Origin of the sequence: Streptomyces sp. RB17 (assembly GCF_009604455.1) — a bacterium.
Taxonomy (GTDB): domain Bacteria; phylum Actinomycetota; class Actinomycetes; order Streptomycetales; family Streptomycetaceae; genus Streptomyces.
In genome coordinates, this window is record NZ_WEGL01000001.1 from 28,698 (window position 1) to 54,799 (window position 26,102).

18 protein-coding genes and 1 pseudogene are annotated in these 26,102 nt (G+C 72.0%); 5 read left to right on the plus strand and 14 right to left on the minus strand.

The window, feature by feature from the left end; genetic code table 11:
• Positions 1–154: 154 nt before the first annotated feature.
• Together SRB17_RS00115 and SRB17_RS00120 are read left to right on the plus strand one after the other, a co-directional pair.
• Positions 155–652, plus strand: a complete 498-nt coding sequence (locus tag SRB17_RS00115) for a GtrA family protein (RefSeq protein ID WP_323374765.1) — start codon at positions 155–157, stop codon at positions 650–652.
• Positions 633–2,147 carry a hypothetical protein gene (locus SRB17_RS00120; RefSeq protein ID WP_228395804.1) on the plus strand — a complete coding sequence of 505 codons (1,515 nt, stop codon included), beginning with the start codon at positions 633–635 and terminating at the stop codon, positions 2,145–2,147. The genes SRB17_RS00115 and SRB17_RS00120 overlap by 20 nt, the downstream gene beginning before the upstream one ends.
• 166 nt (positions 2,148–2,313) lie before the next feature.
• Here SRB17_RS00120 and SRB17_RS00125 read toward each other — a convergent pair whose 3' ends face one another.
• From SRB17_RS00125 to SRB17_RS00140, 4 genes are all read right to left on the minus strand, one after another.
• Entirely contained in the window at positions 2,314–3,978 is a 1,665-nt protein-coding gene (locus tag SRB17_RS00125) for a glycosyltransferase family 2 protein (RefSeq protein WP_153533519.1), read from the minus strand.
• Positions 3,975–6,206 (minus strand): CDP-glycerol glycerophosphotransferase family protein, encoded by a 2,232-nt coding sequence (locus tag SRB17_RS00130; protein WP_153535443.1) that lies wholly within the window; start codon positions 6,204–6,206, stop codon positions 3,975–3,977. The genes SRB17_RS00125 and SRB17_RS00130 overlap by 4 nt, the downstream gene beginning before the upstream one ends.
• Positions 6,207–6,407: 201 nt before the next feature.
• Positions 6,408–7,214, minus strand: a complete 807-nt coding sequence (locus tag SRB17_RS00135) for an ABC transporter ATP-binding protein (RefSeq protein WP_323375100.1) — start codon at positions 7,212–7,214, stop codon at positions 6,408–6,410.
• 73 nt (positions 7,215–7,287) lie between these two features.
• Positions 7,288–8,202, minus strand: a complete 915-nt coding sequence (locus SRB17_RS00140; RefSeq protein WP_323374766.1) for an ABC transporter permease — start codon at positions 8,200–8,202, stop codon at positions 7,288–7,290.
• Positions 8,203–8,412: 210 nt separating this feature from the next.
• Here SRB17_RS00140 and SRB17_RS00145 point away from each other — a divergent pair, with 210 nt between their 5' ends.
• Positions 8,413–9,039, plus strand: a complete 627-nt coding sequence (locus tag SRB17_RS00145; protein WP_153533523.1) for a TetR/AcrR family transcriptional regulator — start codon at positions 8,413–8,415, stop codon at positions 9,037–9,039.
• Here SRB17_RS00145 and SRB17_RS00150 read toward each other — a convergent pair.
• The 4 genes from SRB17_RS00150 to SRB17_RS00165 all read right to left on the minus strand — a co-directional run bounded on the left by SRB17_RS00150 (position 9,026) and on the right by SRB17_RS00165 (position 14,083).
• Positions 9,026–10,009, minus strand: coding sequence for an ADP-ribosylglycohydrolase family protein (locus SRB17_RS00150; protein ID WP_323374767.1), 984 nt, complete (start codon positions 10,007–10,009; stop codon positions 9,026–9,028). The genes SRB17_RS00145 and SRB17_RS00150 overlap by 14 nt on opposite strands.
• A 9-nt stretch (positions 10,010–10,018) precedes the next feature.
• Positions 10,019–10,999: a UDP-glucose 4-epimerase GalE gene (galE, locus tag SRB17_RS00155; RefSeq protein ID WP_153533525.1), complete on the minus strand. Its 981-nt coding sequence runs from the start codon at positions 10,997–10,999 to the stop codon at positions 10,019–10,021.
• Positions 11,000–11,078: 79 nt separating this feature from the next.
• Positions 11,079–12,770, minus strand: a complete 1,692-nt coding sequence (locus SRB17_RS00160; RefSeq protein ID WP_153533527.1) for a glycosyltransferase family 2 protein — start codon at positions 12,768–12,770, stop codon at positions 11,079–11,081.
• Positions 12,771–12,814: 44 nt separating this feature from the next.
• Positions 12,815–14,083, minus strand: a complete 1,269-nt coding sequence (locus SRB17_RS00165) for a glycosyltransferase family 87 protein (RefSeq protein WP_153533529.1) — start codon at positions 14,081–14,083, stop codon at positions 12,815–12,817.
• A gap of 275 nt (positions 14,084–14,358) precedes the next feature.
• On the opposite strand from SRB17_RS00165, the pseudogene SRB17_RS47920 reads away from it, so the two are divergent.
• Positions 14,359–14,835 (plus strand): annotated as a pseudogene (locus SRB17_RS47920) (glycosyltransferase family 39 protein); the annotation flags it as partial.
• A gap of 886 nt (positions 14,836–15,721) precedes the next feature.
• On the opposite strand, the gene SRB17_RS00175 reads toward SRB17_RS47920, so the two are convergent.
• On the minus strand, positions 15,722–16,291 hold the full coding sequence (locus tag SRB17_RS00175; RefSeq protein WP_153533531.1) for a MarR family winged helix-turn-helix transcriptional regulator: 570 nt from the start codon (positions 16,289–16,291) through the stop codon (positions 15,722–15,724).
• Positions 16,292–16,365: 74 nt separating this feature from the next.
• Here SRB17_RS00175 and SRB17_RS00180 point away from each other — a divergent pair, with 74 nt between their 5' ends.
• Positions 16,366–16,779: an organic hydroperoxide resistance protein gene (locus tag SRB17_RS00180; RefSeq protein ID WP_153533533.1), complete on the plus strand. Its 414-nt coding sequence runs from the start codon at positions 16,366–16,368 to the stop codon at positions 16,777–16,779.
• 65 nt (positions 16,780–16,844) lie between these two features.
• On the opposite strand, the gene SRB17_RS00185 is transcribed toward SRB17_RS00180, so the two are convergent.
• From SRB17_RS00185 to SRB17_RS00205, 5 genes are all read right to left on the minus strand, one after another.
• Complete coding sequence (locus SRB17_RS00185) at positions 16,845–19,103, minus strand: bifunctional glycosyltransferase family 2 protein/CDP-glycerol:glycerophosphate glycerophosphotransferase (RefSeq protein WP_323374768.1); 2,259 nt, start codon at positions 19,101–19,103, stop codon at positions 16,845–16,847.
• Positions 19,104–19,109: 6 nt separating this feature from the next.
• Entirely contained in the window at positions 19,110–21,311 is a 2,202-nt protein-coding gene (locus SRB17_RS00190) for a bifunctional glycosyltransferase/CDP-glycerol:glycerophosphate glycerophosphotransferase (RefSeq protein ID WP_153533535.1), read from the minus strand.
• A 155-nt stretch (positions 21,312–21,466) separates the two neighbouring features.
• Positions 21,467–23,695: a bifunctional glycosyltransferase/CDP-glycerol:glycerophosphate glycerophosphotransferase gene (locus SRB17_RS00195; protein WP_153533538.1), complete on the minus strand. Its 2,229-nt coding sequence runs from the start codon at positions 23,693–23,695 to the stop codon at positions 21,467–21,469.
• Between the two features lie 169 nt (positions 23,696–23,864).
• Positions 23,865–24,773: a carbohydrate ABC transporter permease gene (locus SRB17_RS00200; protein WP_153533540.1), complete on the minus strand. Its 909-nt coding sequence runs from the start codon at positions 24,771–24,773 to the stop codon at positions 23,865–23,867.
• Positions 24,770–26,050 (minus strand): sugar ABC transporter permease, encoded by a 1,281-nt coding sequence (locus SRB17_RS00205; RefSeq protein WP_323374769.1) that lies wholly within the window; start codon positions 26,048–26,050, stop codon positions 24,770–24,772. Before SRB17_RS00205 ends, SRB17_RS00200 begins: the two co-directional genes overlap by 4 nt.
• Positions 26,051–26,102 lie beyond the last annotated feature (52 nt).

Below are 26,102 nucleotides of genomic sequence, written 5' to 3' on the forward strand. Positions count from 1 at the left end.
TACGACGGCGAGTTCGTAGCCGTACGACCGAGAGCGCCCCGGGCCGACGTGAAATCGGCCCGGGGCGTTCCCGTTCTTGCCGACCCTTATACAAAAACGATCAGCGAATTTACCGTTTCCTGCTAATCGGCGCCTTTCGGATAGGGTCGGCGCTGTGACTGTTCAACTCACCGAGATCACCGAGATCACCGAGACCCGCCCGGCAGCGCCCCCCGCGCCGGCTCCGGCCCGGCGGCCCGTCAGGCGGGTCGTGCTGGAGGTCGTGAAATTCGGGATCGTCGGCGGCAGCGGGGTCCTCGTCAATTTCCTGGTCTTCAACCTGCTGTTGCACGGCCTGGGTTGGCAGGCGATGACCGCGACCGTCCTGGCCAGCTGTATCGCGATGGCGACCAATTACCTGGGCTTCCGGTATTTCGCCTATCGCGACCGGTCCTCGCGCACCCGCAGCCAGATCGTCCTGTTCTTCGTCTTCAGCGGCCTGGGCGTGGTGATGGAAATCGGCCTGTTCTGGGTCGGTTACCACGGTCTCGGCCTGCACAGCGTGCTGGCATCGAATGTGGCGAAGGCCCTGTCGATCGTGCTCGCCTCCGCCTTCCGGTTCCTCGTCTACCGCACCTGGGTGTTCCGGCAGGATGCGCACCGCACCGTCTGACACCGAGCCGGTGAGCCGCACACCGTCCCCGCCGGGCGCCGCGCGGGCCGGCCGGGTGCTGCCGCAGGCCGCCGCCGCGCTCGTCGTGGTGCTGCTGCTCCTGGTGATCGTCCGCCTGCCCTGGGCGGGCGACCTCGGCATGCACGCGGCCACCGTCCAGCGCCTGAGCCACCATCTGCTCCATCCCGGCAACCCGCTGGTCGACGCGGACACGCCGAGCCCCTACTACTCGCCGTGGATGCTGGTCCTGGGCCTGGTCGCCAGGCTGACCGGCCTGTCGGTGTTCGTGGTCCTGCGGCTCGCCGCGCTCGTCGGGCTGACACTGCTGGTCACCGGGGTCTGGCGCTACGTCCGCACGCTCAGCTCCCATGCCACGGCACCCGCGCTTGCCCTGCTCAGCCTGCTCTTCCTCTGGGGCCCGCTGCTGTTCAACTGGTCCGGCTTCCTGGGCCTGAACTCCCTTGCGCTGACGGTGTCGTACCCCAGCGTTCTCGCGCTCGGCCTCACCTTCCACTTCTGGGCCTGGCTCACGCGGGCGACGCGGGAGGAGACCGCGTGGGGAAGGTGGCTGTGGCTCGGTGTGCTCTGGGCGCTGATCCTGCTGTGCCACCAGTTCACCGGCGTGGTGGCCTCTCTGGGCGCCCTGGCGACGGTGATTGCGGCGCGGCCGTCCCGACCGGCGCTGTTGCGCCTGTCCGCCGCGCTGGCCCTCGGCATGCTCCTGCTCTGGCTGTGGCCGTACTACGACTTCTTCTCCCTCTTCTCCGCCGGCGCGGACCTGGAGGCCATCCACAAGCCGCTGTACGAGCACCTGGCCGCGCGGTTCGGTCTGGTGCTGCTCGGGGTGGCGGCGCTGGTGCTGCGCTTCCGCCGCGACCGCTGGGACCCGCTGGTGCTGTTCTTCGTCCTCGGCGTGCTGGTGTTCGCCGCGGGCGGGCTGACCGGCCACTACTCCTGGGGCCGCGCCCTGCCCGCCGCGCTGATCCCGGCGCAGCTCGCGGCCGCGCTGGAGGCCGTCTCGGCCGGGCGGCGGGCGATGGGGAGGGTGGGCTGGGCGTGTGTCCTGGGTGTCGCCCTGCTTGTCGGCGCGTGGACGCAGGCCGGGACGCTCGGTTATGTGACGGGGCGTGCTGCGCTTCCCTCTGCCATCGCCGCGAAGTACCGGACGCCGTGGGTGGGGTACCACTGGATCACGCCGTGGGTGAAGTACGGGGACGTGGTGATGGCCCGGACGACTCCGGCGCGGCAGATCCCCGCGTACGGGCCGTACACCGTGGCGCCGGGGTATCCGGATGTGTTCCTGCGGGACGCTGCGCGGCGGGAGGCGGCGGTCGAGCGGTACTTCGCTGCGGGGACGTCTGCTTCTGCGCGGGCGGGGGTGCTGCGGGAGTACGGCGTGAAGTGGGTCGTGGGCTCGGAGAGTCTTGCCGGACCCGGGCTTCGGAAGGTGACGGCGGGACCGGCCGGACAGGTCCTGTACCGAGTGGTCCCCTGAGCTGTGGCCGGCGGGGTGGGTATCGCCTGCCCGCGCCGGCCGGGTTGCCTCCTGAAGCCGACGGTGCTGCAGTTCCCCAAGGGGCGCGGGGAACTGCGCGACCAGCCGAACCGGACCCGCAGTCGCCCACGCCCTTCAAGTACAACGGCGCTTCGGAACCGGCCCTTTACCTCAGCACGCTCGACAACAGCTTCGCCGCCTTGCGGACCCGGGGACGGGCCACCTTCTGGACCACCGGTCGGATCACCCGCGCCGTCACTCCCACCGGGCGCCAGCGGAGCTGCAGCCGCCCGGGGTTGCGGCCCTCCGGCTCGATGGTGAGTTCGTGCGGGGTCGCGCCGGAGCGGTACTCGATGCGGGCGGTGAGGGTGGGGAAGGTCAGCGGGGCCAGCAGCAGGCCGGAGTTGGACAGGCCCTGCTGCTGGAGGCGGACCACGGGGTGGCGTACGCCCGAGAAGCCCTGGAGAGGGAGGGGGGCCTCGGTCAGGTCCAGGTGAACCCTGCCCTCGAAGACGCCGGGGCGGACCGGGTCCAGCCGGAACGGCACCGTCATCCGGCGGCTGCCGGGGGAGAGGACCAGGCCCGCTCGCTGCGGACCGACCGGCAGCCGCAGGCCCGGGTCGTACGTGCGGATCGCCAGGGTGAGCGAGCCACCGGCTCCGGGAGTCAGCTCCGTGATCTCGTGGCGGAACTGTGCGCTCGGGAACGGCCGCGTGTCCAACTCCAGGTCGGACACGTCCAGTTCGCGGCGCGAGCGGTCGGACGAGGGCGCGCTGTCGCCCCAGTACGGCACACCGGACGCGTCGGCCGTGACCTGCCGCGGCGCCGCCCCGTGCCCGAGACCGCGGGCCGCGATCCGGACCTCCTCCAGACGGCCTTCCCGCAGCAGCTCCAGCACCACCCGCTCCGGGCGGGGCAGGCGGGCGTACGCGCCGGGCGACAGGGTGTCCAGGTAGGGGTTCATGATGTCCGCGAACGCGGTCAGCCACTCCTCGTCCCGGTAGGGCAGGTCGCCCGCGTACATCCGGAAGTCGTGCTTGAGGAACTTGTAGTCCTTGTCCTCGCGCAGCCCCGCGTGCCCGCTCGCCACCAGGAAGTCGTCGATCAGCCGCTGCACGTGGACGCGGTCGCGGACGTTGGTGACCTTGTGCCGCTGGTTCGAGATCGAGGCGGTCGCCGCCGCCGCGAACGGGTCGATGTACCAGACGTACACCGGGTCCGGAATGATCGTGAACGCCTTCGCCAGGCAGTACGCCTGCGCCGAGAACAGCTGGTCCTCGTAGTGGATGCCCTCCGGGAAGCGCAGCTCGTGCCGGTCCAGGAAGGAACGCGCGTACATCTTGCTCGTCGACAGGTGCTCGAACAGCAGCCGCGGGTCCGCCTCGATGCCCTCCACCGTGCGGCGCTCGGCGACCAGGTGCGGCATCCACGTCGTGCGCCGGCCGTTGTCCACCCGCACCCGGCGCACCGCGCCCATGGTGAAGTCCACCTCGCGCTCACGGTGCGCGGCGAGCAGCAACTCGACCGCGCGGGGTGGGAGTTCGTCGTCGCTGTCGAGGAACATCAGATACGGCGCCCGGGCGATCTCGACGGCCCGGTTGCGCGGGGCGCTGCAGCCGCCGCTGTTCTCCGGCAGGCGGAGATAGCGGATGCGGGAGTCCTCCGACTCCAGGCGGCGCGCCACCGTCGGCGTGTCGTCCGTCGAGTGGTCGTCGCTGATGATGATCTCGATGTTCGCGTGGGTCTGCGCGCGCAGCGAGGCGACCGCCCGGGGCAGGCGGGCGGCGTCGTTGTAGACGATGACCGTCACCGTCACGTCGGGGGTCGTCATGCCGTGGCCTCCTCGGGGGTCGGGGCGGGGGTGCGTTCCTCGAGCGGGATCACCGGTGGCAGTGACTCCTCCGGTTCGCCCAGGAACACCCGTCGTACGACCCGTTCGGCGGCGCGGCCGTCGTCGTACTCGCAGAACCGGCGCCGGAAGGCGGCCCGTGCCTTGGCCGCGCTCTCGTCGCGCCAGGCGCCGGAGGCGAAGATCTCCGTCAGCTCCTCCTGGGTGCGGGCGACCTGGCCGGGGTGGTCGGTCATGAGGTCGAAGTAGACGCCCCGGGTGGTCCGGTAGGTCTCCCAGTCGTCGGCGTAGACGACGATCGGGCGGTCGAGGTTGGCGTAGTCGAACATGATCGACGAGTAGTCCGTGACCAGCGCGTCGGCGGCCAGGCACAGCTCCTCGACGGGGTCGTAGGAGGAGACGTCGACGATCCGGCCGGAGCGGCGCAGACCGGTCAGCGGTGAGGCGGCGCCGCCGTAGAAGTAGTGGGCGCGGACCAGGAGGACGGTGTCCTCGCCGAGGCGGTCGGCGAGGGCCGCGAGGTCCAGGCGGGGGGTGAAGCCGGCCTCGTAGTCGCGGTGGGTCGGGGCGTACAGGACGGCCGTCTTGCCGGGCGCGATGCCGAGGCGTTCACGCGCGGCACGTACCTCCTCGGCACCGCTTGTGTAAAAGACGTCGTTGCGCGGATAGCCGTGGTCGAGGGAGGTGTAGCGGGCCGGGTAGGCGCGCTCCCACATGCGGGTCGAGTGGCTGTTGGCGCTGACGCTGTAGTCCCACTTGTCGATGCGGGCCAGCAGGGCGTTGAAGTCCAGGCCCTTGGCGGCGGCCGGGTGTTCCTTCTGGTCCAGGCCCATGCGCTTGAGGGGGGTGCCGTGATGGGTCTGGAGGTGGATCGCGTCGGGGCGTTTGACCACCGCGTTGGGGAAGTTGACGTTGTTCGTCAGGTACCTGGCGGTGGCCAGCGTCTCCCAGTAGCGGCGGGTGCCGGGGACGACGAAGTCGGTGCCGGGCGGTAGCAGGGCCGCGTTCTCCTTCGACACCGTCCACACCTGGCGGATGTGCGGGGCGAGTTCGGCGAGCTTGGCGGCGATCGCGGCCGGGTTGCAGGCCACCCCGCGGTCCCAGTAGGCGGCGAACACGGCCAGGTCCGGGTCGACCGGGCGGGTCAGGGCGCGGTGGTACTGCTGGTCGCGGAGCTTGGCGCCGATCTGCTTCTTACGCGTCCGTACGGCCTTCTTGGCGGCCCGGCGCGTGCGGTTGGCGGCCTGGAACGCGCGGTACTTGGTGTACGCGCCCTCCTCCAGCAGGGCGTGCCGTACGCCCTCCACACCGGCCGGGCGCTCATGCTGCTCGGGGCGCCAGCGGACCGCGGCGAGGGAGGCGCGGCGGAAGAACTCGCGGGCGACGGCGTCGGGCAGGTTCTCGCCGGCGAAGGTGCGCACGAGGTCGCGCATCATCAGGTCGTACAGCACCGTGCGGGCGGCGCGGCGGTCCTTGGCGAGGGCGAGCAGCGACTCGTAGCGCTCGATCAGGTCGAAGCGGTCCTCGGGGGCGAGCGGCGGCAGGCTCTCGGGACGCAGTTCGCGCATCTCGTACGCCACCTGGTTCAGGCAGGCGACGCGGCCGGCGTGCAGCAGGGCGGCGTGGGCGGCCTGCGGTTCGTCCTCGGTGGTGAGGTGCTCCTCGTGCGCCCGCCAGAACTCGGCGCGCACGGCGCGGTTGCCGAGCAGCGGGGTGAGGCGCAGCAGGTCGGCGGACTCGTCCAGGGGCAGGCTGTCGCGGCCGACGGCGGCGAGGAGCCGGCCGTCGCGCGAGGGGGTGCCGGCGGTCTGCCAGGTGGTGGTGACGTGGTCGAAGACGAGTACGTCCACCAAGGCGCCGTCGGCGGTGTCCGTCCCGGTGCCGTCGCCGGCGTCCAGCTCGGCGGTCCGTTCGGCGATCAGCCGGGGGGCGCCGGCCGGCAGGCTGTCCTTGGCGTGGACGAAGTGCAGCCAGCGGCCGGTCGCGCGGGCGGCGCCGGCGGCCCGGGCCGCCGCGTCACCGGTGCCCTCCGGCAGCGGTACGACCACCGTCTCGGGGGCGTGGCCCGCGGCCGTCTCCCGCGCCCAGTCGCCGACCGCCGCGACGATGACCTCGGCGGCGGGCAGCGGGCGGGCTTCCAGGGAGTCCAGCAACTCTGTCAGGTGCCCCTGTGCGTTCGGTCCGTAGACGATGACGCTGAGTTGGGGCATCGCAGTGGACTCCTTCGACTCGTCGGCTTCGGTCACCCTTCATAACATACTGTCACTAAGCGGATGAAAGGGATAACCGCGCGGGGAGTAAGAGACGGCCCGAAAAGGAAGAGGGCGTTCCGTGGTCTGCGGTTTCCCTCCCGGCAACTTTCGTGCCGCCTTCTTACTCCGATCACTCCTACTCCGATCGCTCCGGGCCGGTCAGGCCGCCTTCTTGGGGGCCGGCTTCTTCGCCGTCCTGTCGCTCTTGTCGCCGGTGAAGGCCTCGTACTCCTTCATGACGTCCTCGGTCGGCCCGTCCATGCGCAGCTCGCCGCGCTCCAGCCACAGGACCCGCTCGCAGGTGTCGCGGATCGACTTGTTGTTGTGGCTGACCAGGAAGACCGTGCCCGCCTTCTCGCGCAGCTCGCGGATCCGGTCCTCCGAGCGCATCTGGAACTTGCGGTCGCCGGTGGCCAGGGCCTCGTCGATCAGCAGGACGTCGTGGTCCTTGGCGGCGGCGATGGAGAACCGCAGCCGGGCCGCCATGCCGGAGGAGTACGTGCGCATCGGCAGGGTGATGAAGTCGCCCTTCTCGTTGATCCCGGAGAAGTCGACGATGTCCTCGTAGCGCTCCCTGACCTGCTCCCGGGACATGCCCATGGCGAGACCGCCGAGATAGACGTTGCGTTCACCCGTCAGGTCGTTCATCAGCGCCGCGTTGACGCCGAGCAGGGAGGGCTGGCCGTGGGTGTAGATGTGTCCGTTCTCCACCGGCAGCAGTCCGGCGACGGCCTTCAGCAGCGTCGACTTGCCGGAGCCGTTGGTGCCGATGAGCCCGATCGCCTCGCCCTTGTAGGCGACGAACGACACCTTCTTCACCGCGTGCACCCGGCGCACGCCGGCCGCCTGCTCGGCCTGCTTGCGGCGCAGCATGCGGTTGAGGGCGGCGGTGGCGGTGCCACGGCCGGCGCCGGTGCCGTTGACCCGGTACACGATGTCGACGTCGTCGCAGACGACGGTGGGGATGTCGCTGGTGCGGGTGGTGCCGGTGGTGTCGGTGGGGAGGTTGTCGAAGGGGGCGTTGTCGATGGGGGTCTGCTCAGCCACGGCCGTACGTCTCCTCAGCCTTCCAGAAGTAGATGAAGCCGCCGATGCCGGCGAGCAGGGCCCAGCCCGTGGCCGCCGCCCAGACGTGCGGGGGCAGCTGCTTGCCGTGGAAGCTGTGGATCAGCGCGTACCGCATGAGGTCGATGTAGACCGCGGCCGGGTTGGTCTCCAGCATCACCGTGACGATGTGCGGCAGGTGGTCCTTCTTGGTGAGCTTGCTGATGCTCCACATCACGCCGGACACGTACATCCAGGTGCGCAGGATGAACGGCATCAGCTGGGCGATGTCCGGGGTCTTGGCGCCCCAACGGGCCATGATCATCGACACGCCCGCGTTGAACAGGGACTGCAGGATCAGCGCGGGGATGGCGACCAGCCAGCGGGGGGTGATCGGGAGTCCGAAGGACAGGATGATCACGACCAGCGCGGTCATCGAGAACAGCAGCTGCTGGAGCTGCTGGAGGCAGAACGAGATCGGCAGCGAGGCGCGCGGGAAGTGCAGGGCGCGGACCAGGCCGAGGTTGCCGGAGATCGCGCGCGTGCCCGCCATGATCGAGCTCTGTGTGAACGTCCAGATGAACACACCCGTGACCAGGAACGGGATGTAGTCCGGCACCCCGTGGCTGGTGCCCAGCAGCACACCGAAGATGAAGTAGTAGACCGCGGCGTTCAGCAGGGGGTTCATGACCTGCCAGACCTGGCCCAGCTTCGCCTGGCTGTACTGCGCGGTGAGCTTGGCTGTGGCGAAGGCGGTGATGAAGTGGCGCCGGGCCCACAGCTGGCGGACGTACTCCGGCAGGGAGGGGCGGGCGCCGCTCACCGACAGGCCGTACCGGGCGGCCAGCGCCGCGAGGTCGTCGTCGGCCGGGGCCTGGGTGGGGGGCGGTGTGTCGAGGACCTGGCTCACATCCGCTGCTTTCGCTCGGGGGGAGGGGGTGGCGCGTCCGGCTGGGGGCCGGGGCGCGTCGGGGCCCGCCGGTCCGACGTGCGTTCGTTTCCTTACGCTTCTCTTCACGTTCTCTTACGTCGGAACGGGACCGTATCGTCGCAACGCGAGCGTAGAACCAATCGACGTCGGAACGCAACCGTTTCGTCGTAACGGCCTATGCTGTGGGTCATGACGACGAACGCCGACGAGCCGCCGACGCGTACGCGCCGCCGGACCCCCGCCGGGGCCGCGGTCCTCCGGGAGGATGTGACAGAGGCCATCCGGGCGGCGGTCTTCGAGGAACTCGCGTCCGTCGGATACGCGCGGATGTCCATCGAGGGCATCGCGCGGCGGGCGGGCGTCGGCAAGACCGCGGTGTACCGGCGGTGGCGGTCCAAGCTGCACCTGGTCCTGGACGTCGTGTCGGCGATGGCGGTCCTGGGCCTCCCGGTACCCGACACGGGCTCCCTCGAGGGCGACCTCCGCCTCCTCTACGAGGTGACGTCCCGCGCCCTGCGCCACCCGGTCGCCTCGCAGATCATCCCCGACCTCCAGGCGGAGGCGGCCCGCAATCCCGACATCGCCGACGCGTTCCAGAAGGCGCTGCGGGACGGCCAGGAGGGCGTGGCCAGCAAGATCGTGGCGGCGGCGGAGGAGCGGGGGGAGGTGCGGGCGGGTGTCGATCCCGACCTCGCGCTCGACCTGATCTCCGGGCCGCTGTACTGGCGCGCGGTGGTCATCCGCTCACCGAAACTGCCGAAGGGCTACCTGGAGAATCTGGCGCGGGCGACGGCGGGGGCGCTCAAGGCGTTGTGAGGGTGTCCGGTCCCGAGGCCGGCCGCTCGGCGGGCACGACCAGCCGCTCAGCCAGTTCGGCCAGATCCTGAGAGCGCAGTACCCGGCCGTCGAACCCCGGTAGCGGCACGTGCAGGGGCTCGGTCCAGCGTGCCGGTATGGATCCGGCGCCGTACACCGCCCCCGCGAGCGCCCCCGTGACCGCCGCGACCGTGTCCGCGTCTCCGCCGAGGTCGATGGCCGCCCGGACCGCTTCCTCGTACGACGTCGTGGTCCGCAGTGCCCACACCGCCGAGCCCAGGCAGGGCCACACCGCGCCGTTGAACTCGGTTGCCTGGTCGGGGTGCCAGTCGGGGGAGAGGACCACCGAGTATCGCTGCCGGTGGTCGGGGCGCAGGGCGGTGAGGATTGCCGGTACGGCTGTGAGCGGGTCCCGGCCCGCCAGGGCCACCTCGATCAGCGCGTGCAGTGCCGCCGTGCCCTCCCAGGCCGCGGCGTCGCCGTGGGTGAGCGCCGAGAGGCGGCGGGCGGCGTAAATCGTGGGCTCGCGGCCGTCGCGGGCGAAGTACACCGCCGAAGGAGCCGCTCGCATCAGTGCGCCGTTACCTGCTGCGCGCAGGTTGACCTGGAAGTGCAGGGCGGCGGCCGTGTCCCAGGGGTCGCCGCTGGTCAGGACCGCCTCCGTCTGGAGGCCGATGTCCTTGGGGTCGGCTGCCGCCCAGCGCCGGAAGCGACGGAAGACGTCCGGCAGGTCCAGGCCGCCGTGGTCCAGCAGGGACTCGGCGGTCAGGACGGCCATCTGGGTGTCGTCCGTCGCCTCGCCCGGCTCCCAGCCGCCGCCTCCGCACATCTCGCCGCCGTGTCCGGGACGGGGGAAGCGGGCGGAGAAGGCGCCCTCGGGGCCGAACTCGAAGGGCGCTCCGAGCGCGTCACCGACGGCCGAGCCGAGCACGGCGCCGACCGCGCGTGGGAGAACTCCGGGAACGGTCACGGGCGGAGCCTACGACCGCGCCGCCTCCGGGTGGTGGTGCACCCAGCCCTCCCAGGCCGAGGCGATCATGTCCTGGACGTCGTACTTGGCCTGCCAGCCCAGTTCCGTGGCGATGCGGGCGGCCGAGGCGACGACGCGTGCCGGGTCGCCGGGGCGGCGCGGGGTGACGGTCGGCGGGCGGTTGTAGCCGGTGACCGCGTTGATGCGGTCGATCATCTCGCGGACCGACACGCCCTCGCCGCGGCCGATGTTGAGGGTGGTGTCGGTGCCGGGGGAGGAGGCCAGGGCGCGGGCGACGGTGACATGGGCCTCGGCCAGGTCGGCCACGTGGATGTAGTCGCGCACGCACGTGCCGTCGGGCGTCGGGTAGTCGTCGCCGAAGATGCGCGGCGGCGCGCCCTCGGTGAGCTTCTCGAAGACCATGGGGATGAGGTTGAAGACGCCGGTGTCGGCGAGTTCGGGGGCGGCCGCGCCCGCCACGTTGAAGTAGCGCAGGGACGCCGTGGACATGCCGGTCGCCCTGCCCGTCGCGCGGACCAGCCACTCGCCCGCAAGCTTCGTCTCGCCGTACGGGGACATCGGCAGGCACGGGGTCTCCTCCGTGACCAGGGCGACGTCCGGCATGCCGTAGACGGCCGCCGAGGAGGAGAAGACGAAGGAGGGGATCTCCGCCCGCGTCACCGCGTCCAGGAGGGTGCGCAGGCCCTCGACGTTCTCCCGGTAGTAGTGCAGCGGGCGGTCCACCGACTCGCCCACCTGCTTCTTCGCCGCCAGGTGCACGACCCCGCTGATCTCGTGCTCGGCGAGCGTGCGGGCCACCAGCTCCGCGTCCAGGACCGAGCCGCGTACCAGCGGGACCTCCGCCGGTACGCGCGCGGCGACGCCCGTGGTCAGGTCGTCGTAGACGACCGTGCGCTCGCCCGCCTCGGTCATCGCCCGTACGACGTGTGCCCCGATGTATCCGGCACCGCCGGTGATCAGCCAGGTCATTGCGGCCGTCTCCTCGTCAGTTGGCCCGTTCAGCCGCTCGGTGGAGCAGCGGGCGTCTTTCAGTGAAGCAGTGGGCGTCTCAGTGAAGCAGGCGGCGGAGCCGCCCGCGCGCCACCTGTGCGACCCCGCGCACGCCGGTCGCCATGCGTATGGCCAGTGCGCCGGAGTGCGTGGCGTACGGCTGCACCAGGAGCACACCGTGCCGGACGCTCGGGACGGCGCGCCGGCGCAGCCGGCCCGCGCCCGCCAGCGCGTGCGCCGTGACGTCCCGCTGAGTGCCGTCGGCGAAGCGCACGGTCAGTCGCAGATCCCAGGTGCCCGCACCGAGCCCGGCCAGGTCGACGGGCAGCTCGGCCGACCACCAGCTGTCCGCGCCGGTCTCCTCGCCGGTCTCCGCGTCGGTCTCCACAACGCTTTCCGCGCCGGAGCGCGTGAGCGGGACCGTCGTGCGCCCGAGCCTCCGCTCGTCGTCGTCCCGCGCCTGCCACTCCACGTCCATCTCGCGCGGGCCCGCCTCGGCCAGCCTGCCGTACAGCTCGTGCAGCCGCAGACGGAGCAGCGAGGTACGCGCGCGTGGCCGCAGTTCCGCGTCGACCGCGAGCGGGAGGACACCGGTGGGGCGGGTCAGGAACGGTGTGAGGGTGACCTGGGGGAGGTCGGGGGACCAGACCGGGACGCCGTCGGGGGTGCGGGCGTACGGCGGCAGCAGACGCGCCGGCCGGGCGGCCAGTTCGCGCAGCCGGGGCAGGTCGCGGGGCTCGGGCGACTCCAGGACGACCCGGGCGAGTATCCGGCCCGGAGCGCTCGGGTTCAGCTCCCAGTCGGCGGCGTCGTAGCGCGCGAGGTACTCCCGGGTGTGCGCCCACCAGGCGTGCCGGTAGTGCGCGTCGCGCAACCCCAGCTCACGCGCGTACATACGCACCTCGTGGTCGAGGAACTTGGCCCGCGCCGCCCGTGCCAGCTCCTTCTGCCCGGCGCCCAGCAGAATCTCGTACGCCAGCGCGCACGCCTCCACGCGCGCCTTCCAGTTGTCGATGTGCTCCCGGTCCAGCGAGAGCGACAGCTGCTCGGCGGTCCGGCGCACATGCCACACGTACACGCGGTCCGGTACGAGCGCGATGCGCGGGCCGGCGGCCAGCACGCGCGCGGTGAAGACGATGTCCTCGTAGAGGAAGCGGCCCTCGGGGAAGCGGATGCCGTGCCCGCGCAGGAAGTCCGTGCGGTACAGCTTGTTCACGCACAGCGTGTCGTGGACCAGGCGCGGCCGCTGCGCGGGGCGCGCGAGGACGGTGTGCGCCGTGTAGAGGGGCGCCTGCCAGGGCTGTTCGCGCCCCGAGGGCAGCTCCCTGCGCACGCACAGCCCGCTCGCGACCTCGGCGTGCGCCCCCGCGGCCGCCGCCAGCAGCGCGTCCACCGCACCGGGCGGCAGCACGTCGTCGCTGTCCAGGAACATCACGTACGGCGTGGTCACCGCGTCGATCCCGGTGTTGCGCGGGCTGCCGCAGCCGCCGCTGTTCACGTCCCGGCGCACCACCCGCAGCCGGGGCTCGTCGGCGGCCAGCCGGTCGAGCAGCTCGGCGCTGCCGTCGGTGGAGCAGTCGTCCACGGCGACGACCTCGGCGACCGCCGGCCCCTGGGCGAGCGCAGAACGCACGGCGTCACCCACGTGGGTACTGTCGTTGTAGCCGATGACGACGACACCGACCTGCGCCGCGCGCGGCGACTCGGTGGTGCCTGCTGTATCGGGCGTGTCGGTCGGATCTGATCGCATCGAGTCCACAGGCCGGGAGCGTAGAAATGTTCGGTAATACTCCGTTAAGAGAGGCTTAGCGCTCGGTCCGGAAGACGGTCGGAATCGGGTCGGGGTTCCGTTGTTTGCACGCTCTTTTCATCCGGTCCCGTCGATCGCCACAACCGCATGAACGACAGCACGGACGCACCGGCCAGGATTCCGTTGCGGGCCAGCATCAGCAGACAGCCGGTCCAGGTGCCGTCGACCACCTCGGCGTAGAGCATCGGGAACACCAGGGTGCTCAGCGCGGCAGCCGCCAGGACCAGCGCCGCCACCGGCCGCTGGCTGGTGTGCCGCGAGGTCAGGCACACCGCGGCGAGACCGATCAGCCAGATCATGTACTGCGGGCTGATCACCCGGCTGGTGACCGTGAACAGCAGCACCGCGCTCAGTGCCGCGTCGAACGGCGTGGCCTCGTTCCACCGCTGCGCCTGCAGCCGCCACAGCACCAGCAGCGTGAAGGCGATCGCCGTCAGCGCGATGGAGGCGGTGGCGACGGCCGGCACATGCGGGCCGACCAGCTCGACGGCGCCGTACTGGAGGCGCGGGCGGCCCGGCCAGCCGGCGTGCCGCGCCAGGTTCAGCGCCGTACCGCCCAGCGACTCGATCTGCACGCCCCGGCTGCCCTGCTCCCGCAGAAAGGACAGGGGATGGTCGAACGCCAGGGCGAGCAGGCCGAACGCGGCGCATCCGGCGGCCGCCGCCCATCCCCAGGCCCGGTGCGTCACCCGCCCCCGGGGCGTGCCCAGCAGCACCAGCGCCGGCCACACCTTCACCAGCGCGCCCAGCGCCGCGCACACCCCGCTCGCGCGCGGGGAGCGGCCCACCGCCAGCAGGGAGAGCACGGCGAGGGCGGTGACCTGGACGTCGTACCGGGCGAGCGGGAGGTGCAGCAGCAGCGGGAGGCCGCCCGTCCACAGGGCCGCGCCGAGCAGGCTGCGCCCGGGACGTCCGCCCGCGCGGGTCAGCGCCGCCGTGACCAGCGCGTCCATGGCCAGGGTGAGCAGCACGAACGCCTGGAAGTACGTCAGCCACGGCAGCAGGCCCGGTGCCAGCAGCACCACGCCGGCGCCCGGCGGGTACTGCCACAGCGTGTCGTGCGTCGGGAACGAGCCGTGCGTGAGGAGGCCGTACCAGTCGGCGTACAGCCGCCACACCTCACGGGTCACGGCGCCCCCGCCCAGCAGCGGGACGCTGTCGTGGGTGAGCAGCCACAGCATCAGGGCGCGGGTGGCCAGCCAGAGAGCGGTGACGCCGAGCACCGGACCGGAGTTGACACGGAGACGGTTCATCGCATGGGAGCCTAAGCCGCACTGATGGTGTATCCATGCCGATACGCCGTCATGACCGCAAAAGGGTTGGCGAATCGCAAAAGATCGGGCGGACCGTGGTGAACGTCGGGCTTCCTGTGACACCGCAGTCGCGCAGGGCGGCTGCGACGGCAGTCGTCGCGCGGGCCGGCGGGGGGCCGGGCGGGCACCGGGCGGGGATCCGCCGCCGGACCGCAGTGGGGCTGCCCGGGCTGGTGATGCTCGCGGTCGGGCTCTGGGGGCTGGACCGGGGCGGGATGTGGCGCGACGAGGCCGTCAGCTTCCAGGTCGGGCGGCGTACGGTGCCGCAGATCTGGCGGCTGCTGCACGACGTGGACGCCGTGCACGGCGTCTACTACTTCCTCGTGCACGCCGTCCTCGCCGTCCACCCCGGCGAGGTCGTGCTGCGGCTGCCGTCGGTGTGCGCGGCGGCGGTGACGGCCGCGCTGGTGGCGGCGCTCGGTGCCCGGCTGGCCCGGCCGCGCGTCGGGCTGTGGGCCGGGCTGCTGTACGCCGTCACGCCGATGGCCGGCCACTATGCGCAGGAAGGCCGCTCGTACGCCCTGGTGGCGGCCGGGGCGACCTTGGCGACGCTGCTCTTCGTCCGGGCCGTGCAGGGCGCCTCGGGTTCCTGGCCTGCGTACGGCGCCGTCCTCGGACTCACCTGCTGGCTGCACGAGTTCGCGGTGCTGCTGCTGTGCGCGCACGCGGGATCGCTGGCGCTGGCCCGGGCCGGGGGCAGGGTGTGGCGGGGGTGGGGGTGCGCGGCGGGCGGGGTCGTGGTGTCGCTGGTGCCGATGGCGCTGGTGTCGCGGGGGCAGGCGGCGCAGGTGGCGTGGCTGCGGAGGCCCACGACGGTGACGGCGGAAGCGCTGTTGCGGGGGTTTCTCGGGCCTTCGGGTGCCGTGTACACGGTGTGTCTGGGGCTTGTGGTGGCCGGGTTGGTGGGGCTTGTGGGGCGGCGGGGCGACATCACTCTTGTGGGGGTGGCGTTGCCGTTGACCGTGGTACCGCCTGTGGTGCTGATGCTGGCTTCTCAGGCCTCGCCGCTGTTTGTGGGCCGGTATGTGCTGTACGCGCTGAGCGGGGCGCCGTTGCTGGTGGCGGCGGGGGCCGAGTGGGTGGCCGGGGTGGTGGGGCGCCTGCGGCCGGCCGGCCGTCCGGGCAGGCGACCTCTGCCGCGGCTCCGCAAGGTCTCGCCGTCCCCCCTCGTCACCCTCACCGGTGTCTTCGCGATCGCGCTCGCCTTCGTGCATCAGCTCCCCCTCCTCCGCGCGGACCGCAACCCCGGTGCCCGGCCCGACGATCTCGGTGCCGTGTCCCGGGTCGTGGCACGGGAGTTGGTGCCCGGGGACGCCGTGCTGTTTCTGCCGGCGCATGCGCGGAACGTGGCCCTGGCCTATCCGGGGGCGTTCAAAGGGGTGCGGGACGTTGCGTTGGTGGAGGGGGCAGCCGGGTCGGGGACGCTGTACGGGCGGGAGGCCGGTCCGCGGGAGGTGCGGCGGCGGATGGAGCGGCTGGACCGGGTGTGGGTCGTCGCGGACCCGGATCTGCTCGCCGGCCGCTGGAGCCCGCGCAGACCCGTCGAGCGGGCCAAACTCGCCGCCCTGCGCCGGGAGTTCACCGGGAGGCAGGAGATCCTGCGGGGCGGGATGGCCGTACGGCTGTACGTCCGTGACCCGCTGCCGGCGGCTGGTGGGCCTCGTCTGCCGCTGCCTCTGCCGCGGCCGCCGCGTCCAGCGCGGTCGTGAGCCGGTCGAGGCGTTCGCGCAGCTCGCCGATCTCCGCCAGGTCGAAGCCGGTCGCCCCCATGATGCGGCGCGGCACCTCCAGTGCCCGCTCCCGCAGCGCCGCGCCCTCCTCGGTGAGCCGGACCCGGACCGAGCGCTCGTCCTGGGCGCTGCGCTCCCGGCGCACCAGACCGGCCCCCTCCAGCCGCTTGACCAGCGGGGACAGCGTGCCCGAGTCGAGTCGCAGGTGCTCACCGAGTGCCTTCACGGGCAGGTCGCCCTGCTCCCAGAGGACCAACATCACCAGGTACTGCGGATAAGTGAGCCCGAGGTCCTTGAGGACCACGCGGTAGACGCCGTTGAAGGCGCGCGAAGCCGCGTGCAGGGAGAAGCAGATCTGGCGGTCCAGGCGCAGCCATTCGATGTCGGTCATGCGTCCAGGGTAGCTCTGGCGAGCCATTTAGTTGTGCACAACTTAATTGTGTGCTCTACTTGTGGTCACAGCGAACCCCGCACCCAAGAGGGATGGTCTTCATGGACGCGCTCTACACCGCAGTCGCCACCGCCACCCACGGCCGTGACGGTCGTGCCGTCTCCTCCGACGGCAAGATCGACCTGAAGCTGGCGCCGCCCGTGGAGCTGGGCGGCAACGGCGAGGGCACCAACCCCGAGCAGCTCTTCGCCGCCGGTTACGCCGCCTGCTTCGGCAGCGCCCTCGGCCTCGTCGGCCGGCAGGCCAAGGTCGACGTCAGCGACGCGGCGGTGACCGCCGAGGTCGGCATCGGCAAGCAGGGCGAGGGCTTCGGGCTGAAGGTGACGCTGCGCGTCGAGCTGCCCGGCACCGTGGACGAGGAGACCGGCCGCAAGCTGGTCGAGACCGCCCACCAGGTCTGCCCCTACTCCAACGCCACCCGCGGCAACATCGACGTGGACCTCGTCATCGAGTGACCCATGCGGCGCGGGGTGCCGGTGCCGCCCGGACACCGGCACCCCCGCGCGTGTGAGCCCGTGCCCTACGCCGACGCCAGCGCGTCCTGGCCGGCCGTCTGCCCCGGGATCCGGGCCGCGCCCGGGCCGGTCATCGGCTCGCCCAGCAGCAGCGTCCGTACGACGCGCTCGGCGGCCCCGCCGTCGTCGAACTCGCAGAAGCGGGACCGGAAGTCCGCCCGCAGCCGCGCCGACTCCTCGTCCCGCCAGGACCCCGAGGCGAACAGCCAGGCCAGCTCCCGGCAGGAGCGCGCGACATGGCCCGGCGGCTCGGCCGTGATGTCGAAGTAGGCGCCCCGGCTCGCCGTGTACGCGGGCCAGTCGTCGGCGTGCACCACGATCGGCCGGTCCAGGCAGGCGTAGTCGAACATCACCGCCGAGTAGTCCGTGACCAGCACGTCCGCCGCGAGCAGGACGTCCTCCACGCGCGGCTCGTCGGTCGCGTCGACCACGATCCCGCGCCGGGCCAGCTCGGCCAGACCCATGCCGCGCGCGGGACCGGTCGCCAGCGAAGGGTGCAGCCGGACCACCAGGGTGCACCCCGCGCCCGCGCCCCCGTTCAGGCCTCCGCCCGCGCCCCCGCCCAGGCTCTCGCCCAGGTCCGCGGCGAACCGGGCGAGGTCGATCCGGTCCACATGCCCGCTGCGGCGGTAGTCCCGGCGGGTCGGCGCGTACAGCACGACCGTGTCCGTCTCCGGGATGCCGTACCGCTGCCGGAAGTCGCTGTCGCCGCCGTTCACCAGCACGTCGTTGCGCGGGCTGCCGGTGCGCAGCGAGGTGAAGTGGCAGGGGTAGGCCCGCTCCCAGACCAGTTCGGAGTGGCGGTTGGCGACCAGGCTGTAGTCCCAGCGGTCGGCCCGGCGCAGCATCTGCGGCACGTCGAAGCCGAGCCGGGCGCCCGGCTTGTCCAGCAGGTCGGCGCCCATGTACTTCAGCGGGGTGCCCTGGTGGGTCTGGATGTGCACGCTGCCGGGCCGCTTGGCGAGCGTGCCGGGCCAGTTGACGTCGTTCACGAAGAACGTCGCCCGCGCCGTCACCTCCAGATAGCGCCGGGAGCCCACGATCACGTGCTCCACCTCGGGCGGCAGCTGCGCGGCGGTCTCCTCGTCCTTCACCACCCACACCCCGCGCAGCTGCGGGGCGATCTCCCGGGCCTTGGCGTAGACGGCGGCCGGGTCGCCGAGCACGCCCCGGTGCGAGGACGCCGAGTAGACGACCAGATGCGGGTCCAGCGGCCGGTGCGCGTGCACGGCCGCCCAGCCGGCGCGGGCCCGCGCGGCGGCCGCACCGCGGACCTGACCCGCCCGCCGCGCCACCTCCTGCCCGGCCCGCGCCGCCTGCCGCCTGATCCGGTACGCCGTCCAGGAGCCCTCCAGCAGGCCGGTCTCGCCGTCGGTCAGGGCGCCCTCCGCCGGCTTGTGGCGCCGGAACGTCTCCCGCGTACGCCGGAAGAACTCGGCCTTGTCGGCGGGCGGCAGCCGGTCCGGCTTGGCCAGGATGTCCAGGCAGTGCTCGCCCATCTTGCGGTGCAGATACGGCCGCCAGTGCGCGAGCCGGGGGTGCTGCTCGACGAATGCGAAGACCCGCTCGTACTGGTCGTGGATGTCGAAGTGCTTGCGGCTGGTCGTCGAGAGGATGTTGCCCTGCCGGCGCTGCCGGTAGTTCAGGCAGATCCGGTCCAGTGCGGCGATGCTCCGGGCGCTGAGCATGGCCGGGAAGGTCCAGGGGGTGTCCTCGTAGTAGCCGGGCGGGAACTCGAAGCCCTCCGACTCCACGAACTCCCTGCGGTAGACCTTGTTCCACACCACCATCAGCAGGTCCAGGATCCGCGGATACGCGTCCACGGTGAAGGTGCCCGGGCCGGCCTCGGCGAGCACCTCGGACAGTGCGTTGCGGCGGGTGCCGCCCCACCAGTAGGTGCGCGCGTAGTCGAAGACCAGCACGTCCGGTTCCTCGGCCTCCGCCAGCCGGTCGGCGATCGCCCGCAGCGCGCCCGGGGTGAGGGTGTCGTCGCTGTCCAGGAAGAACAGGTAGTCGCCGGTGGCGTGCGGCATTCCGGCGTTGCGGGCCCGGCCGAGGCCCACGTTCTCCGGCAGGTGCAGCACCTTCACGCGCGGGTCGCGCTCGGCGTACTCGTCGAGGATCGCGCCGCAGCCGTCCGGGGAGCGGTCGTCCACGGCGATCAGCTCGAAGTCGTGGAAGGACTGCAGCAGCACCGAGTCCAGGCATTCGCGCAGAAAGCCCTGCACCTTGAAACAGGGCACGATCAGACTGAAGCGGGGCACGGCGGGTCAGCTCCTCACGAGGGTCGCGGCGGCGGGGGCGGGGACGCGCTGCGCGAGCGGGACCACGGGCGGGATCGCCTCGGGCGGCTCGCCGAGCAGCACCCGCCGTACGACGCGCTCGGCGGCCCGGCCGTCGTCGAACTCGCAGAACCGTTCCCGGAACGCGGCCCGCAGCGCCGTGGCCTCCGCGCCCGCGTACGAGCCGTCGCGGAAGACGGCGGCCAGCTCCTCCTGGGTGCGCGCGACCGGTCCGGGCGGCTCGGCCATCAGATCGAAGTAGACGCCCCGGGTCTCCCGGTAGACGTCCCAGTCGTCGGCGTACACGACGATCGGCCGGTCCAGGTTGGCGTAGTCGAACATGATCGACGAGTAGTCGGTGACCAGCGCGTCCGCGGCGAGGCACACGTCCTCGGAGGAGCGGTGCGTGGTGACGTCGATGATCCGGCCGGTGCTCTTCGCGAGCCCCCGGTCGTAGAAGTAGTGGGCGCGCAGGAGGATGACCACGTCCTCGCCGGCCGCCTCGCAGAAGGCCTCCAGGTCCAGGCCGGGCTCGAAGCCGGTGTGGTGGTCGCGGTGGGTCGGCGCGTACAGCACGGCCGTCCTGTCCTCCGGGACGCCCAGCCGCCGCCGGATGCGGGCCACGTCCTCGGCGGTCGCCGTGTAGTAGACGTCGTTGCGCGGATAGCCGTACTCCAGGGACTCCCAGGAGCCGGGGAAGGCGCGCTCCCACATCTGGGTGGAGTGGCGGTTGGCGGAGAGGTTGAAGTCCCAGCGGTCGACCCGGCCGAGCAGCCGGGTGAAACTGCCCGACTGGGCTGCCACCACCGGGTAGGTCGACTGGTCCACGCCCATCGTCTTCAGCGGGGTGCCGTGCTGGGTCTGCAGATGCACGCTGCCGGGCCGCTTGACGATCCCCTCGGCGAAGTTGGCGTTGTTGACCAGGTACTTCGCGCGGGCCAGCACCTCCCAGCAGCAGCGGGAGCCGATCACCGCGTACTCCACGTCCTCCGGCATCGCGTGCGCCTGGTCGGCCTCGACCAGGAACACCGAGCGGAGGTGCGGGGCGAGTTCGCGGGCCTTGGCGTGGATGGCGGCCGGGTTGCAGGCGTAGCCGCGGCCCCAGTAGGCGCAGTACACGGCCAGGTTCTCGTCGAGCGGACGGTGCAGGTCGCGGGCGTAGCGCAGCCGGGTGCGCACCGCGCGCGGGTGTGGCAGGCCCTCGGCCGCACCGACCGCGAGCTGGTTGGCGCCGCGCAGCGCACGGAACGCGCTGTACGCCCCGGTCGCCAGCAGCCGGTGCTGCACGCCCAGGCTGCCGCCGGGCGCCCGGAAACCGGCCGGCCGGTGGCGCCGGTGGAGGCGGCCGGCGCGGCGGAAGAACGCCCGGTGCCCGGACGGCAGCCGCTCGGGCCGGGACGCGGTCTTCAGCACATGGGTGAACAGCTGCTCGAAGAGCGCGCGCGTCCGCTCGGCGGGCAGATCCTGCTCCGCGGCCCGGGTGAGCACCAGGTCCACCTGGTCGAGCAGGTCGTGCTGGTGCGGCCCCGGCAGATTGAGCCGACTGCCCTGCCGGCGCAGCCGGTGCCGTACGACGACCCGGCGCAGCACCGCGATCCGCACGGCCGCGAGCGTGGTCAGCCCGCCCCAGCCGAGGTCGGTGAAGTGGCTGTCGGGAAAGGAGAGTTCGTGCTCGGTGAGGAAGCCGAGGCGGTAGACCGCGCTCCACGCCGGAAGCTGCACGCCGGTCAGCTCCGGCAGGTCGGCGGGGGCGAAGGCGCCCTTGGGGGCCCCGGCGAACAGCGGCCTGGCCGGGTTGGTGGGCTCGCCCTCCCACCAGGGGACGCGCTCGTGCTCGACGTAGAGCACGTCCACGCCGGCGGTCTCGGTCAGCCGGGCGTCCAGCGCGGTGAGCGCGCCCGGCAGCAGCAGGTCGTCGCCGTCGAGGAACAGCACATACGCGCCGGTCGCCGCCCGGATCCCCGCGTTGCGCGCCCCGCTCAGACCGGCGGAGGGCGGCGAGTCGACCGGGGTCACCCTGGAGTCCCGCTCCGCGTATCCGGCGGCCACGCCGGCGGCGGGGGAGCCGGGGGCGTCGCAGACGGGGATCAGCTGCAGATCGCCGAACGACTGGCCGAGGACCGAGTCCAGCGCCTGGGACAGCCGGGCGGCGACCCCGTGGGACGGGACGATGATGCTGAAGCGGGGCATTCTGCTCTTTCTGTTGTCTTGCGGACGCGTGTCCTGCGGGCGAGGAGGCCTGCCGTGCGACCGGGCCGCCCCGCCGGACGCCAGGTGGACGGCCGGCTCGGGGTGGGCCGCGTCGAGCCGAGGGGCACGGGAACTCCCGGAAGGACCAACGCCGTTCAGCGCCTCTCGGTGACGGGGAGGGGACCGGCGGGTTGCGGCACGGTGGCCTGCGGCGAACGGGCACAGGCCGACGGCACCGTCTTGCGCTCACCGAGCGGGATCACCGGCGGCAGCTCCGTCTCGCCCAGCACCACATGCCGTACGACCCGCTCGGCGGCGCGTCCGTCGTCGTACGGGCAGAACCGCTGCCGGAACACCGACCGCAGCTGGGTCGAGCGCGAGCCGCGCCAGTGCCCGGTCGCGAAGATGTCGATCAGCTCGTCCTCGCTGCGCGCGACCGCGCCCGGCGGGAAGGTGTGCAGGTCGAAGTAGGTCCCGCGGGCCGCCCGGTACTCGTCCCAGTCTTCGGTGTGCACCACGATCGGCCGGTCCAGGCCCGCGTAGTCGAACATGATCGACGCGTAGTCGGTGAGCAGGGCGTCCGAGGCCAGACACAGCGACTGGACGCTCGGGTGGTCGCCGACGTCGATGATCCGGGCGCCCTCGGGACGCCGGTGGCCGTGGGTGCGGGCCAGGACCAAGAAGCGGGGGCCGAGGCGGCGCACGATCCGCTCCAGGTCCAGCAGCGGGCGCTGGGTGCGCAGATAGTCACGGTGGGCCGGCGCGTACAGGATCGCCACCGCGCCCTCCGGGATGCCCAGCGATGCGCGCAACCGGGTCACGTCCGCCGAGGTGGCCCGCTGGAAGACGTCGTTGCGCGGGGCGCCGTACTCCAGGGTCCGGTACCGGCCCGGGAGGGCCCGCTCCCCGGTCAGGGTCGAGTGCCGGTTGCCGGACAGCGCGAGGTCCCACTGGTCGACGTCGCGCAGCAGCCGGGCGAAGTCGGTGTCGCGGGCCGCCGCCGGGCGCTCCCGGAGGTCCAGGCCGATGTGCCCCAGCGGGGTGCCCTGCCGGGTCTGGACCAGGATCTGCCCGGGTCGTTTGCGCAGGCCCGGGTCCAGGACGTCGTCGGTGACCAGGTACCTGGCGCGGGCCAGCGCCGTCCAGTAGGCGGCGGTGCCGGGCCGCAGCGGGCGCGGCCCCGGCGGGACCGTGTGCCGGTGCTCGGGGCGGGCGATCCAGGCGGTGCGGATGTGCGGGGCGTGGCTGCGGAAGGCCTCCTCCAGGGCGCCCGGGTCGCCGCCGTGGCCCTGTCCCGCACCGGAGCCGAACACCGCCCGGTCGGCACGAACGGGCAGCCGCAGCTGGATCCGGTAGTGCAGCCGCAGTACGCCGGTGCGCACGGCGCGGGCCAGCTTCACCGCCGCCTTGCCCAGGCGCCGGCGCACGGCCGAGACCAGCTGGAACGCGCGGAAGGTGCGGTGCAGACCGAAGCGGACCAGGACGTTGCGGCGCCGCATCCGGGTGCCGGGGACGCGATAGCGGCGGTAGTGGGCGCGGGCCCGGCGCAGGAAGGCGCCGTGGCTGCCGCGCGGCAGCCGGTCCCGCTTGGTGAACACCGTGGCGTAGTGGTCGATCATGCGGCGGAACAATTCGGGCCGCCACCGGGCCAGTTCCGGATGCCGCTCGACGTACGCGAACACCCGGTCGTACTGCTCGAACAGATCGAAGTGCTTACGACTGGTGGTGCCGAGGATGTTGCCCTGCCGGCGCTGCCGGTAGTGCACGCACACCCGGTCCAGCGTGGCGATCGACTCCGCCGTCATCAGCACCGGGAAGGTCCACGGGGTGTCCTCGTAGTAGCCCGGCGGGAAGGTGAAGCCGTGGCCCTCGACGAACTCCCGCCGGTACGCCTTGTTCCAGGCCACCATCAGCACCCTGAGCAGCCCCGGCCGGTCCTCCAGCCGGAATGGCGCCGGGCCCTGCTCGGTGAGCTGGCCGGCGAGCGCGTTGCGCACCTCCCGGCCGTCCCAGTAGGTGCGCGCGTAGTCGTACACCAGGACGTCCGGCTCCCCGGCCTCCTTGATCCGGTCGGCGATCGAGCGCAGCGCGTGCGGAGTGAGAGTGTCGTCGCTGTCCAGGAAGACCAGGTAGTCACCGGTCGCCTCGGCCAGCCCCGCGTTCCGGGCCCGCCCGAGCCCCTGGTTCTCGGCCAGGTGCACCGGCCGCACCCGCGCGTCCCGGGCCGCGTACTCGTCGATGATCGTCCCGCAGGCATCCGGTGAGCAGTCGTCCACGGCGATCAGTTCCAGATCGGGATACGACTGCGTGAGCACCGAGTCCAGGCACTCGGAGAGATACGCCTGGACCTGGTACGCGGGGACAATGACACTGAACCTGGGCAAGGGACATCCATGGGTCGTCGGTCGGCGCGGGGGTTCTGACCGGAAACGGCCGATGGAGTGAATTGGTTACGGTTCGTACGGCATGTGGGGGACGGCCGGGGGACAACGGGTGAACGGCGAGGGGCGGGCCCCCTGCGGGCCCGCCCCGGAGAAGTGCCGAGAACTGCCGTTACTTGACCGCGCCCGCCATCACCCCGGACACGAACTGCCGCTGGAACGCGAAGAACACGGCCAGCGGGATCACCATGGAGATGAACGCGCCGGGTGCCAGCACGTCGATGTTGTTGCCGAACTGCCGTACCTGCGTCTGCAGCGCGACCGTGATCGGCTGGGTGCCCGACTTGGTGAACACCAGCGCGACCAGCATGTCGTTCCACACCCACAGGAACTGGAAGATGCCGAGGCTCGCGATGGCCGGCCCGCCGAGCGGCATCACCACCCGGGCGAACAGCCGCAGTTCACCCGCGCCGTCCAGCCGGGCGGCCTCCAGCAGTTCGCGCGGGATCTCCGCGAAGAAGTTCCGCAGCAGGAACACCGCGAACGGTAGACCGAACCCGGTGTGGAACAGGATCACGCCGAGGATGGTCCCGAACAGGCCGACTTTGCCGAACAGTTCGGCGATCGGGATCAGCGCCACCTGCACCGGCACCACCAGCAGGCTCACCACACCCAGGAACCACCAGTCCCGGCCCGGGAACTCCATCCACGCGAACGCGTAGCCCGCGAGGGAGCCGACCACGACGACCAGGACGGTGGCCGGGACCGTGATCAGCACGGTGTTCCAGAGGGAGTGGGTGATGTCGCCGTTCTCCAGCAGCTTCCGGTAGCTGTCGAACGTCAGCTGGGACGGCTGGGAGAGCACCTTCCACCAGCCGCTCGCGCTCATGTCCTCGGGCGCGCGCAGCGAGGAGATGAGCAGACCGATCGTCGGCACCAGCCAGAACAGGCCCACGACGATCAGGAACACGCGGACCAGGCCGCCGCCCAGCTTCTCGGTGATCCTCGTGCCGAGGGACTGGCGTGCCTTCACCGTCCGGACGGGCCCGACCTTCCCGATGCTCCCGGCGGTCGCCGTCATCGCCGCACCTCCCGCCGCAGCCGACGAATGTTGAACAGCATCACGGGAATCACGAGCACCAGCAGCAGCACCGCGATCGCGCTCGCGACGCCCGGCTGGTTCTCCGCGAAACCCTTGCGGTACAGCTCCAGGGCGAGCACGTCGGCGTCGTCCTGGGAGGAGCCCGGCGCGATGATGTAGACGAGGTCGAACACCTTCAGCACGTTGATCATCAGGGTGACGACGACGACCGCGAGGACCGGCGCGAGCAGCGGCACGGTGACCCTGCGGAACACCTGCCACTCGTTGGCGCCGTCCACCCGCGCTGCCTCCAGCAGCTCCCGGGGCACGCCCGCGAGCCCGGCCGCGATCAGCACCATCGCGAAGCCCGCCCACATCCAGACGTACGCCCCGATGATCGCCGGGGTGACCAGCGCAGGGCCGAGCCACTCGACGCCGTTGTACGGCTCCTTGAAGTTGCTCGCCGGCAGCCGCAGCCGGGCCCCGTCGGCGGAGGCGGGCAGCGTGAAGGTGCCGTCGCCGGCCGCCTTGGTGGAGGCGACCACCGTGCCGCCCTTCACCGCCTCGATCCGCATCCCGGCATAGCCCAGCTCGGACGGGTCCGGCGCGCCGAGCCGGCCCACGCCCTTGCCGCGCGTGAAGTCCTGCCAGGTGGTGCCGGTGATCCTCCCCGGCTCCGGCCTGGCCGCCACGGCCTTCTTCGCGCCGTCCGGCATCTGGTCCGGGGCGACACCGACGAGGGGGAGGGTGACCGGCTGCCCGGCGCGGACGGTGGCCCTGGTGACGAAGCCGCCGTTCTGCGCGACGAGCGGCGACTCGCGGCCCGGGTGGGCCATCGGGAACGCCGACGACTGCGCGAAGGTGTCATGAACCCCCACCCACACCGCGTTCGCGACGCCCTTGTGCGGATCCTGGTCGTACACCAGCCGGAAGATGATCCCGGCCGCCAGCATCGAGATCGCCATCGGCATGAAGACGACCAGCTTGAACGCCGTTCCCCAGCGCACCCGTTCGGTCAGCACCGCGAAGACCAGACCGAGCGCGGTGGACACCGTCGGTGCGAACACCACCCAGATGACGTTGTTCTTCAGGGCGGTGCGGATGCCGTCGTCGGTGAAGAGCGTCTTGTAGTTGTCGACGCCGGCGAAGCCGTTGCCCGAGGCGTTGTAGAAGCTGCGGATCAGCGAGTACCCGATCGGGTAGACCACGAGCGCGCCGAGCAGCACCAGGGCGGGCAGCAGGAACAGCACTGCCACCGTCCTGCGGGTGCCGGTCACGCTCCTACGACTGCGGGGTGCGGCGGGACCCGCTGAGGCCCCCGCCGCCGTT

What these genes read in the sequence shown, in the direction of transcription:
- SRB17_RS00200 (WP_153533540.1), bottom strand. Translation starts at nt 24,773, where the DNA reads ATGACGGCGACCGCCGGGAGCATCGGGAAGGTCGGGCCCGTCCGGACG.
- SRB17_RS00160 (WP_153533527.1), bottom strand. Translation starts at nt 12,770, where the DNA reads ATGCGATCAGATCCGACCGACACGCCCGATACAGCAGGCACCACCGAG.
- SRB17_RS00145 (WP_153533523.1), top strand. Translation starts at nt 8,413, where the DNA reads ATGACGACGAACGCCGACGAGCCGCCGACGCGTACGCGCCGCCGGACC.
- galE (WP_153533525.1), bottom strand. Translation starts at nt 10,999, where the DNA reads ATGACCTGGCTGATCACCGGCGGTGCCGGATACATCGGGGCACACGTC.
- SRB17_RS00125 (WP_153533519.1), bottom strand. Translation starts at nt 3,978, where the DNA reads ATGACGACCCCCGACGTGACGGTGACGGTCATCGTCTACAACGACGCC.
- SRB17_RS00165 (WP_153533529.1), bottom strand. Translation starts at nt 14,083, where the DNA reads ATGAACCGTCTCCGTGTCAACTCCGGTCCGGTGCTCGGCGTCACCGCT.
- SRB17_RS00190 (WP_153533535.1), bottom strand. Translation starts at nt 21,311, where the DNA reads ATGCCCCGCTTCAGCATCATCGTCCCGTCCCACGGGGTCGCCGCCCGG.
- SRB17_RS00180 (WP_153533533.1), top strand. Translation starts at nt 16,366, where the DNA reads ATGGACGCGCTCTACACCGCAGTCGCCACCGCCACCCACGGCCGTGAC.
- SRB17_RS00120 (WP_228395804.1), top strand. Translation starts at nt 633, where the DNA reads ATGCGCACCGCACCGTCTGACACCGAGCCGGTGAGCCGCACACCGTCC.
- SRB17_RS00130 (WP_153535443.1), bottom strand. Translation starts at nt 6,206, where the DNA reads ATGCCCCAACTCAGCGTCATCGTCTACGGACCGAACGCACAGGGGCAC.
- SRB17_RS00175 (WP_153533531.1), bottom strand. Translation starts at nt 16,291, where the DNA reads ATGGCTCGCCAGAGCTACCCTGGACGCATGACCGACATCGAATGGCTG.